Here is a 10,521-nt window from a genome sequence, read left to right on the forward strand (position 1 = left end):
CTCGAGTCTCGAGGCCTGAACGGCGGGACCAAGGGGGCCTCGACCCCGCGCCGCCGCAGGCGGCGCAAATAAACACAGCACCATCGCGGGCCGGACCACCCGAACCGACTCCCTCCGGACGGCCGGCACTCGTCCGCAGCCGCCGACCGCTCGAGTAACGAAGTGCCACCGGGCTCACGGACCCCGATCCGCCCCGACTGGAGCCGGACCTGAATCCGCCCCACTCGAGCACTGGACCGATGAACTACCGTTCGGCGAGGACTTCGCCGATATAGCGGGCGACCGCCGCCACCGAGGCGATGGTGCCCGGATAGTCCATCCGGGTCGGGCCCAGGACTCCCATACCGCCGAGGACCGCGCCCGCGGCGCCGTAGCCGGTGGTGACGACGGAGGTACCGCGCATCTCCTCGACCTGGGTCTCCTCGCCGATACGTACCGTCACCATGCCGGGCTGCTGGGCAGCGGCCAGTAGTTTCAGGATCACGACCTGCTCCTCCAGCGCCTCGAGCACGGTACGCAGGGAGCCGTGGATGCCGAAGTCGCCGGCATTGCGGGTGAGATTGGCGGTGCCACCCAGGACCAGGCGTTCCTCGGGATGTTCGACCAGGGTCTCGACCATGACCGTCGAAACCTTGATCAGCACGTCACGGAGTGTGGGCGGCGCCTGCTCGGGCAGTTCGGCGACGGCGGCGGAGGCCGCGGCGAGGCGTTTGCCGTCCATGGCCGCACCCAGCATGCCGCGCAGCGCGGCGAGATCCTCGTCGTCGACCACCGTGCCGAGTTCGACGATGCGCTGGTCGACGCGGCCGGTGTCGGTGATCACCACCAGCAGCAATCGCGCCGGATTGAGGGCTACCACTTCCAGATGGCGCACGGTGGACGCAGAAACGGTGGGGTACTGGACGACCGCGACCTGGCGGGTCAGCTGAGCGAGTAGGCGTACGCCGCGGCGCAGGACATCGTCGAGGTCGACCCCCGATTCGAGGAACTGAATGATGGCCTTGCGTTCGGCGACCGACAGCGGTTTGACCTCGGCGATCCGGTCCACGAACTGGCGGTAGCCCTTATCGGTGGGGATACGGCCGGAACTCGTATGGGGCTGGGTGATGTAACCCTCGGCTTCCAGAACCGCCATATCGTTGCGCACCGTCGCGCTGGAAACGCCCAGATTGTGCCGTTCGACCAGGGTTTTCGAACCGATGGGCTCCTTGGTGGAGACGTAGTCGGCGACAATCGCTCGCAGGACCTCGAAGCGCCGATCCTCGGTGCTCGACATCGACCCCACCTCCTAGCTCCGCTGCGCGTCGAGGTGGTCGCCCGGCGCACCGCTACCTGTGAACCCGGCTCACATACCGCTGGGTTCGTCACCCAGTGTAATTGCGCCCGACGGATTCACCCGGTGCTCGTCACCGAATGCAGGTCTGCGTCGCGGCCGCTCGAACAAGATACACAGCAGGCAGCCGACCGTCCGATCGATGATCCGTCCGGAATCGGCGCTCAGCCGACCAGATCCCGGACCACCCCGTCGGCCAGCAATCGCCCGCGGTCGGTGAGGATCAGCCGGTCGTCCACGATGGTGACCAGCCCGTCGCCTGCGATGCGCCGGGCGGCGGCGTTCCCGTCCGTGTCGAGATCGGTCAGCGGCAGCCCGGTGCGCAGGCGCAGGGCGAGCATGACGCGTTCGAGGTACCGGTCGGCGGCGGTGAGGTCCTCCCAGTCCGCGGCGGGCAGGCCACCGTGGGCGACGCGGTCGGCGTAGCGGGCCGGATGCTTCACATTCCACCAGCGCACGCCGCCGAGGTGGCTGTGCGCGCCCGGTCCGGCGCCGAGCCAGTCGCCGCCGTCCCAGTAACCGAGGTTGTGCCGGCAGCGTGCGGCGTCGCCGGAAGCCCAGTTCGAGACCTCGTACCAGGTGAGTCCGGCGGCTTCGAGTCGTGCGTCGATCCGCTCGTAGCGGGCGGCCAACACGTCTTCGTCGGGTGCGGGCAGTTCGCCGCGGCGCACCCGGCGGGCCAGGGCGGTCCCGTCTTCGACGATGAGCGAATACGCCGACACGTGGTCGACTCCGGCGTCCAGTACCGCGTCCAGGCCGGCGTCCAGGTCGCTGTCGCGTTCGCCCGGGGTGCCGTAGATGAGGTCGAGGTTCACGTGGTCGAATCCGGCCGCTCGTGCCTCCCGGGCGGCGGCGACCGCCCGGCCGGGCGTATGGGTGCGGTCGAGCACGGCCAGCACATGCGGGGCCGCCGATTGCATCCCGAGCGAGACACGGGTGAACCCGGCCGCCCGGATCTTGTCGAAGAACGCCGGGGAGGTCGATTCCGGATTCGATTCGGTGGTGACCTCGACGTCCGGGGCGAGGTCGAATTCCGCGCGGATCGCGTCGAGCACGGCCGCGAGACCGTCGCCACCGAGAAGCGAGGGGGTGCCGCCGCCCACGAACACCGTCGCCACCGGGGGCGTCGCGGCGGGCAGCGCGGCGAATTTCCGGGCGGCGGTCGCCAGTTCCGCGCGCACCGCCTCCGACCAGGACTGCGTGGACGCCGAAGTGCCCAGTTCACCGGCGGTATAGGTGTTGAAATCGCAGTATCCGCAGCGGGTCGCGCAGAACGGCACGTGCACGTAGATCCCGAAGGGACCGCCGCCGAATCCCCGCAGCACCGGAGCGGAGGCGTCGGTGTGCGAGGTGGTGGTGGCGGCGGGACTCACCCCTCCAGTGTGACCGGGCGCGGATCAGTCCTCGACGATCGGGGTGTTCTGGTTCGCGGTGAGGAGCCAGTGGCCGTCCTCCTTGGTCATGACGTACATCGGGGTGCCTTCGCTGTCGAGGTCGCCCGCGGTGGTGAAGTAGCGCTGCCGCACCTTCACCGCGGCCACATCGGGCCGCAGGAACAGAATGTGTTCGACTTCATAGGTGGCGTGGCCGTGCGCGGTCGCCCCGGACAGGACGCGGGCGGTGAACTCGGCGACGGCCGCCCGCCCGTAGAGGCGTTTGCCGGCCGGTGGTCCGGATCGCGTCCGCCCAGCCCATGGGACGCATCCCCGGCTACCCCCACCAGAGAAAATATGACGGCCGTCACAAATAGACTCGCGGAACCAGGGAATTTCCCGCTTGTTCGCGGGAAATACTGGTAGGGCGGTCGGGACGCGGGGTCCGGCATGGCACAATAGGTCGCATGCGCGCATCCGGAGTACGACTTGTGGCACGTCGCCACGTCGACTTCAAGCGCGTCTGCAGCGCCTGTTGTCTGCCCGGTTCCGCCCGGTAGCTCAGCTGCGCCCTCCCCGGATCTCCGGCGATTCCCCTTCGAGGATTTCGGCCCGCTGACAATACCGCGGGCGCGAGCCAGTCCCTCGCGCCTTCAGCCCGGATGTACGACCACAAGCAGGAGCCACTTCATGACGTCGAGCACCGACGCCGATCCCACCGCGAAGCCCGAGGCCCCCGCCGAGCGGCCCACGCGCGCCCGTACCGGCAAACCGGTGCGCCGCCGTGCCGAGGGCCAGTGGGCGCTCGGTTATCGCGAACCGCTCAATCCCAACGAGCAGTCCAAGAAGGACGACAACCCGCTCAACGTCCGCACCCGGATCGAGAACATCTACTCGAAGAACGGTTTCGACAGTATCGACAAGGGCGATCTGCGCGGCCGTTTCCGCTGGTGGGGTCTCTACACCCAGCGCGAGCAGGGATACGACGGCACCTGGACAGGCGACGAGAACACCGACCTGATCGAAGCCAAGTACTTCATGATGCGGATCCGCTGCGACGGTGGCGCGCTGAACGTCGCGCAGCTGCGTACCCTCGGCGGTATTTCCACCGAGTTCGCCCGCGATACCGCCGACCTCTCCGACCGGGAGAACGTGCAGTACCACTGGATCGAGATCGAGAACGTCCCCGAGATCTGGCGGCGCATCGAAAGTGTGGGCCTGCAGACCACCGAGGCCTGCGGCGACTGCCCGCGCGTGGTACTCGGCTCACCGCTGGCCGGGGAATCGCTGAACGAGGTTCTCGACACCACGCCCGCGGTCGAGGAGATCGTGCGCCGCTACATCGGCAAGAAGGAATACTCCAACCTGCCGCGCAAGTTCAAGACCGCCATCTCCGGTCAGCAGGACGTGGTGCACGAGATCAACGATGTCGCGTTCATCGGCGTCGAGCATCCCGAGCACGGACCCGGTCTGGACCTCTGGGTCGGTGGTGGACTGTCCACCAACCCCATGCTGGCCCAGCGGGTGGGCGCCTGGGTGCCGCTGGACGAGGTGCCGGAGGTCTGGGAGGCAGTCGTCTCGCTGTTCCGCGACTACGGGTATCGCCGGCTGCGCACCAAGGCGCGGCTGAAGTTCCTGATCAAGGACTGGGGTATCGAGAAATTCCGTCAGGTGCTCGAGGACGAGTACCTGAAGCGCAAGCTGATCGACGGCCCGGCGCCGGAGCAGCCCAGCCGCCCCATCGACCACGTCGGCGTGCAGCGGCTGCGCAACGGACTCAACGCGGTCGGCTTCTCCCCCATCGCCGGACGGGTCTCGGGCAGCATCCTCACCGCGGTCTCCGACGCGGTCGAGCGCGCCGGGTCGGACCGGATCCGGTTCACGCCCTACCAGAAGCTCATCGTGCTCGATGTGGCCGACGACAAGGTCGATCAGCTGATCGCCGAGTTGGAACCGCTGGGCTTGCAGGCACGTCCCTCGGCCTGGCGGCGCAACCTGCTGGCCTGCAGCGGGATCGAATTCTGCAAACTGTCCTTCGTCGAGACCCGCAAACGATCCCAGGTGCTGGCGCCGGAGCTGGAACAGCGGCTGGCCGATATCAACGCCGAACTCGACGTCCCGATCACCATCAATATCAACGGCTGCCCGAACTCCTGCGGCCGGTCGCAGATCGCCGATATCGGTTTCAAGGGCCAGCTGGTCGACGACGGCGCCGGGAATCAGGTGGAGGGCTTCCAGGTTCATCTGGGTGGCAGCCTCGGCCTGGACAGCGCCTTCGGACGCAAACTGCGCCAGCACAAGGTGACCAGCGCCGAACTCGGTGACTACATCGAGCGTGTGGTCCGCAATTTCGTCAAACACCGCGAAGGCGGGGAACGGTTCGCGCAGTGGGCCGTTCGCGCCGAGGAAGCCGAGCTGCGATGAAAACCGCGAGCGTTGTGACGGGAGAACCCACTGTGACCACCGAGCAGAAACAGCTGCCCACCAAACTGAGCGCCGATGAACTCCGGGCGCTGGCCGAGCGCGGTGCCGCCGAACTCGGCCCGGACGCCACGGCCGGCGAGCTGCTGCGCTGGACCGACGAGAACTTCGGCAGCGGCTATATCGTCGCCTCGAATATGCAGGACGGGGTGCTGGTACAGCTGGCCGCCCAGGTCCGGCCCGGTGTGGACGTCCTGTTCCTCGACACCGGCTACCACTTCGCCGAGACCATCGGCACCCGGGACGCCGTGGAGGCGGTCTACGGGGTGAACGTGGTCAACGCCCGCCCCGAGCAGACGGTCGCCGAACAGGACGCGCTGCTGGGCAAGGATCTGTTCGCCCGCGACGCCAACGAATGCTGCCGGCTGCGCAAGGTGGTGCCGCTGCGCAATTCGCTGGCGCCCTACAACGCGTGGGTCACCGGCATCCGCCGGGTCGAGGCGCCCACCCGGGCCAACGCCCCGCTCATCTCCTTCGACGAGGGCTTCGGGCTGGTGAAGATCAACCCGATCGCGCCCTGGTCCGACGAGGAGATGCAGGACTACATCGAAAAGCATTCGATTCTCGTCAATCCCCTGGTGGAGGAGGGATATCCGTCCATCGGCTGCGCTCCGTGCACGCGGAAGCCGGAGCCGGGTTCCGATCCGCGAAGCGGCCGCTGGGCCGGCCTCGCCAAGACTGAATGCGGGTTACACGCCTCATGACCGAAGCCATGACCACCGAACGTTCCGTCGGCCTCTCCGATTTCGACACTCTCGCCGCGCTGGAATCGGAAGCAATCCATATCTTCCGTGAGGTCGCGGGCGAATTCGAACGCCCGGTCATCCTGTTCTCCGGCGGCAAGGACTCCACCGTCCTGCTGCATCTGGCATTGAAGGCCTTCTGGCCGGCGCCGCTGCCGTTCGCGCTGCTGCACGTGGACACCGGGCACAACCTGCCCGAGGTGCTCGAGTTCCGCGACCATGTGGTCGAGAAATACGGCCTGCGCCTGCACGTGGCGAGCGTGGAGGACTATCTCGCCGACGGCCGGCTCACCGAACGCCCGGACGGTATCCGCAACCCGCTGCAGACCGTGCCGCTGCTGGACGCCATCACCGAGCACCGTTTCGACGCGGTCTTCGGCGGTGGCCGCCGCGACGAGGAACGCTCCCGCGCCAAGGAGCGGATCTTCTCGCTGCGCAACGCCTTCGGCCAGTGGGATCCCAAACGCCAGCGACCCGAGCTGTGGAACCTGTACAACGGCCGGCACGCGCCGGGCGAACACGTCCGCGTGTTCCCGCTGTCGAACTGGACCGAACTCGATATCTGGCGCTACATCGCCCGCGAGGACGTGGAACTGGCCACCATCTACTACGCGCACCAGCGGCCGGTGTACCAGCGCGACGGTATGTGGATGACCCCCGGTGTCTGGGGTGGTCCGCGCGACGGCGAGGCACTCGAGACCCGTTCGGTGCGGTACCGGACCGTCGGCGACGGTTCCACCACCGGGGCCATCCTGTCCGACGCCGCCGACAACGAGGCCATCCTGGCCGAGGTCGCCGCCTCCCGGCTGACCGAACGCGGCGCGACCCGTGGCGACGACCGGGTCTCCGAAGCCGCGATGGAAGACCGCAAACGAGAGGGTTACTTCTGATATGTCCGACCTACTGAGGCTGGCCACCGCCGGTTCTGTCGACGACGGCAAGTCCACTCTGGTCGGACGCCTGCTCTACGACACCAAATCCGTACTCGCCGACCAGATCGACGCGGTGACCCGGGCGTCGGTGGACAAAGGCCTGTCCACCCCCGACCTGTCGCTGCTGGTGGACGGTCTGCGGGCCGAACGTGAGCAGGGCATCACCATCGATGTCGCCTACCGGTACTTCGCGACCCCGCAGCGGTCGTTCGTGCTGGCCGACACTCCCGGTCATGTGCAGTACACCCGCAACACCGTATCCGGCGCGTCGACCGCCCAGCTGGTGATCCTGCTGGTGGACGCACGCAAGGGCGTGATCGAGCAGACGCGGCGGCATGCGGCGGTCCTGGCGCTGCTGGGTGTGCCCAAGCTGGTACTGGCGGTGAACAAGATCGACCTCGTCGGCGGGGACGAGCCCAGCGAACAGGGCCGGCAGGCCGCGGCCGCCAAGGTCTTCGCGGAGATCTCCGCGGAGTTCTCCCACCTCACCCGGACCCTCGGCTGGTCGGACGAGGATGTCCTCGAGATCCCGGTGTCGGCGCTGCACGGCGACAATATCGCCGCCCGCTCCGACAAGACCCCGTACTACAGCGGCCCGTCGCTGATCGAACACCTCGAATCGGTACCGGTGGACGCGGACAATACCGGCGAACACGCGGTGGGGCTGCGCTTCCCGGTCCAGTACGTCATCCGGCCGCGGACGCCGGAATACCCGGACTACCGCGGTTACGCGGGTCAGATCGCGGCGGGCTCGGTGGCCCCCGGCGACGAGGTGGTGGTACTGCCCTCCGGTATCCGCACGACCGTCGAACGGATCGACACCCCCGACGGCGAACTGGCCGTAGCCCAGGCCGGCCGCAGTGTCACGCTGGTGCTGACCGACGAGGTCGATATCTCGCGCGGTGACACCATCGCCTCACCCGGCGACGCGCCGGAACTCGTCGATACCTTCGACGCCACCGTGTGCTGGCTCGGTGACAAACCGCTGCGCCCCGGCGCCCGGCTGCTGCTCAAGCACGGTACCCGTACTACGCAGGCGATCGTGGGCGCGCTCACCGAACGTTTCGACGAACAGCGCCTGACCGCCGAACCGAACCCGGAAATGCTGTCGCTCAACGATATCGGCCGGATCTCGGTGCGGGTCGCGGAGGCGATCGCGGCCGACGACTACCGGACCAACCGGCACACCGGCAGTTTCCTGCTCATCGACCCGGCGGGCGGGAACACGCTGGCGGCGGGCCTGGTCGGGGATGTGCTCACCGCGGTCGAGGTCGGAACCGAGGCCTGATGCCGGGCAGCCCCACATTGGTGGCGGTGGCGCACGGCAGCCGGGATCCCCGGTCGGCCGCCACCGTCGCCGCGCTCGTGGACCGGGTGCGGACCGCGCGCCCGGGGACTCCGGCCCACCTCGCCTTCCTCGACCTGAACGCGCCCTCGGTCGGGCAGGTACTCGACTCGGTCGCGGCCACCGGCGAAACCGCCGCGGTGGTGGTCCCGCTACTGCTGGGCAGCGCCTTCCACGCCCGCGTGGACCTGCCCGCCCTGCTGGCCGGGGCCGCCGCCCGCAACCCGCGGTTGCGGCTCACCCAGGCCGAAGTATTCGGCGCCGACCCGCGGCTGATCGAGGTGTTGTACGAGCGGGTGCGGGCGGTGCGCGAGCGGCACGACTGGGACGGCCCGTCCGCACGGCTCGGTATCGCCCTGGCCGCCGTCGGCTCGTCCGCGGCGGCGGCGAACCGCCGGACCGCCCGGCTGGCCCGCCGTTTCGCGGACCGTACCGGCCATCCCACCGAGATGTGCTTCGCCACCGCGGAACCCTCCCTCGCGCAGGCTACGGCACGACTCCGGGCCCGCGGCGCCGACCGCGTGCTCGTCGCTCCGTGGTTCTTGGCGCCGGGCCTGCTCACCGACCGGCTACGCGACCAGGATCCGCTGCTCCCGCATGCCGAGGTCCTCGGCCCGGACCCGGCGCTCGCCGAGATCGTCTGGGACCGCTATGACGCCGCGCTCGCGGGCGCACTACCACTGTCGGCCTGAGGTCGCCCACTACTACCGGGCCTGTGCGCACCGCCGCCGTGCGTGGCCGGCCGATGCACAACACGGCCGGACGCCCGGATCACCTGCCGAACCGTCACATCGCCGGCCGAACCCGAGGGACCGAGTTCAGAACCAGCGCTCCAGCACCGCGGCCACACCGTCGGCCGCGACATCATCGGTGACCTCGTCGACGAGACCGTGAAGTTCGACCGGCGCGTTCGCCATAGCCACCGAATGCCCTGCCCAGGCGAACATTTCGCGGTCGTTGAAACCGTCCCCGATGGCCAGGGTGGCCTCGCGCGGGATATCGAGCAGGCGGCGCAGATGTTCCAGCGCCCACCCTTTGGAAATCCCGTGCCGGGAAATGGTGAGCCACGGGCCGAATTCGCCGTAGACCCAGCTGATCTCCGGTAATGCCAGTCCTTCCAGCAGCCGGTGCATCTCCTCCGGGGCGCCCCCGGGCCACCAGCAGTTCAGGCGCGGCGTGGGTTCGCTGCCCAGGGTCAGATCGTCGACCACCACGTAATCACCGCCGGCGTAGTACTCGCCGGGACTCATTCCGGTGGCCCAGAATCCCTCACCGACCCGTTCGGCGGTGAAGATCATGTCCGGGAACAGCCGGCGCAGCGCGGTGACCGCGGGCGCGGGATCGAAATGGTGCACCGACACCGGGAGGGCCTGCTCGATATCGATGTGGACGGCGCCGTTGGAGCAGATGGCGTGACCCTGGACCAGGCCGAGTTCGTCGAGTACCGGCCGGGTCGAGATCACCGTCCGCCCGGTACTCACCACGACGTGCGCGCCGGACCCGACCGCCCCGCGCACGGCGGCGGTCACCCGGGCGCTCACCCGGGCGCCGGTTTTCAGCAGTGTCCCATCCACATCGAGCGCGATCAGTTGCGGTGGGCCCCCGTCAATGTCCACCTCATCGATTGTGCCGTGAATCGATGCCGGACTGCACCGGGTTTTCCGGTACGGCTCGGGCCGGTGGGGCGTGACCCGGCGCCTCAGCGGTGCGATCCGCCCCGGGAGGACCCGCCGCGCGAGTTTCCGCCGCGGGAGGACCCACCGTCGCCGCCGGAATTCGAGCCCTTGGACGTGGACCCGCTGCTGTGCGAACCACCAGCGGAATCCGCACCGCCGGCGGAGGTGCCGGAATCCGAATCCCCGCCGCCCCATCCCGAAGGTCCGCCGAACCCGTGCGAGCCGCCGAACCCGCCGGAGTCACCGGTTCCGCCCGAGCCGGAGGAATCGGATTCGGAATGGCCGGAGGAGGTTCCGCCGGGGCCGGCACCGGACCCGGCGCCCCCACTCTCCGTGCCGCCGGAGCCGCCCGGAGCCGCCGGGCCGTATCCACTCCCACTGTTGTCGCCCGACTCCGCTCCGCCCGAACCGAGACCACCGCCCCTGTCGTCACCCGAGCCGGCGCCGCCCGGACCGTATCCACTGTTGTCACCCGGGCCGGCGCCTCCCGGAGCGGTCCAGCCGCCACCGGGGAGACCGCCGGTCCGGTCGCCACCGGCGGAGTTGTCGCCGGAGCCCGGTGTCCCGATACCGGGCCACCATCCGCCGGCGCCGCCGGGCTCGTCACCACCGTCGGCCGGCCCACCGGTATCCCCGCC

At 69.0% G+C, this 10,521-nt stretch carries 10 protein-coding genes and 1 pseudogene; 7 read left to right on the top strand and 4 right to left on the bottom strand.

All coding sequences use genetic code 11. The annotated features are described in order from the left end of the window. Positions 1–244: 244 nt before the first annotated feature. The 3 genes from hrcA to ACLML9_RS25170 form a co-directional block, all read right to left on the bottom strand. A complete protein-coding gene (gene hrcA / locus ACLML9_RS25160; protein WP_411947839.1) occupies positions 245–1,276 on the bottom strand; it encodes a heat-inducible transcriptional repressor HrcA in 1,032 nt (343 codons plus the stop codon). A 221-nt stretch (positions 1,277–1,497) separates the two neighbouring features. Then, positions 1,498–2,706 (bottom strand): radical SAM family heme chaperone HemW, encoded by a 1,209-nt coding sequence (hemW, locus tag ACLML9_RS25165; protein ID WP_411947840.1) that lies wholly within the window; start codon positions 2,704–2,706, stop codon positions 1,498–1,500. 24 nt (positions 2,707–2,730) lie between these two features. Beyond that, on the bottom strand, positions 2,731–3,183 hold the full coding sequence (locus ACLML9_RS25170) for an SgcJ/EcaC family oxidoreductase (RefSeq protein WP_411947841.1): 453 nt from the start codon (positions 3,181–3,183) through the stop codon (positions 2,731–2,733). Between ACLML9_RS25170 and ACLML9_RS25175 the strand changes: the two genes are divergently transcribed. The 6 genes from ACLML9_RS25175 to ACLML9_RS25200 all read left to right on the top strand — a co-directional run bounded on the left by ACLML9_RS25175 (position 3,174) and on the right by ACLML9_RS25200 (position 8,899). Next, positions 3,174–3,266, top strand: a complete 93-nt coding sequence (locus tag ACLML9_RS25175; RefSeq protein WP_357977950.1) for an Ms4527A family Cys-rich leader peptide — start codon at positions 3,174–3,176, stop codon at positions 3,264–3,266. The two genes, ACLML9_RS25170 and ACLML9_RS25175, sit on opposite strands and share 10 nt — an antisense overlap. A gap of 130 nt (positions 3,267–3,396) precedes the next feature. Beyond that, positions 3,397–5,130: a nitrite/sulfite reductase gene (locus ACLML9_RS25180; RefSeq protein ID WP_411947842.1), complete on the top strand. Its 1,734-nt coding sequence runs from the start codon at positions 3,397–3,399 to the stop codon at positions 5,128–5,130. After that, complete coding sequence (locus ACLML9_RS25185) at positions 5,127–5,891, top strand: phosphoadenylyl-sulfate reductase (RefSeq protein WP_411947843.1); 765 nt, start codon at positions 5,127–5,129, stop codon at positions 5,889–5,891. The genes ACLML9_RS25180 and ACLML9_RS25185 overlap by 4 nt, the downstream gene beginning before the upstream one ends. A gap of 8 nt (positions 5,892–5,899) precedes the next feature. Then, positions 5,900–6,820 (top strand): sulfate adenylyltransferase subunit CysD, encoded by a 921-nt coding sequence (gene cysD, locus ACLML9_RS25190; protein WP_411947844.1) that lies wholly within the window; start codon positions 5,900–5,902, stop codon positions 6,818–6,820. A 1-nt stretch (position 6,821) separates the two neighbouring features. Next, positions 6,822–8,150, top strand: coding sequence for a sulfate adenylyltransferase subunit 1 (locus tag ACLML9_RS25195; RefSeq protein ID WP_411947845.1), 1,329 nt, complete (start codon positions 6,822–6,824; stop codon positions 8,148–8,150). Beyond that, complete coding sequence (locus ACLML9_RS25200) at positions 8,150–8,899, top strand: sirohydrochlorin chelatase (protein ID WP_411947846.1); 750 nt, start codon at positions 8,150–8,152, stop codon at positions 8,897–8,899. The genes ACLML9_RS25195 and ACLML9_RS25200 overlap by 1 nt, the downstream gene beginning before the upstream one ends. Before the next feature lie 126 nt (positions 8,900–9,025). Here the strand turns inward: ACLML9_RS25200 and ACLML9_RS25205 are convergent, their stop codons facing one another. Next, on the bottom strand, positions 9,026–9,823 hold the full coding sequence (locus ACLML9_RS25205; RefSeq protein ID WP_411947847.1) for an HAD family hydrolase: 798 nt from the start codon (positions 9,821–9,823) through the stop codon (positions 9,026–9,028). A 338-nt stretch (positions 9,824–10,161) separates the two neighbouring features. Here ACLML9_RS25205 and ACLML9_RS25210 point away from each other — a divergent pair. Further along, positions 10,162–10,521: pseudogene (locus ACLML9_RS25210) on the top strand (hypothetical protein); the annotation flags it as partial.

Source organism: Nocardia sp. NPDC002869 (assembly GCF_046764065.1).
In the GTDB taxonomy this organism is placed as follows: Bacteria; Actinomycetota; Actinomycetes; order Mycobacteriales; family Mycobacteriaceae; genus Nocardia; species Nocardia rhamnosiphila.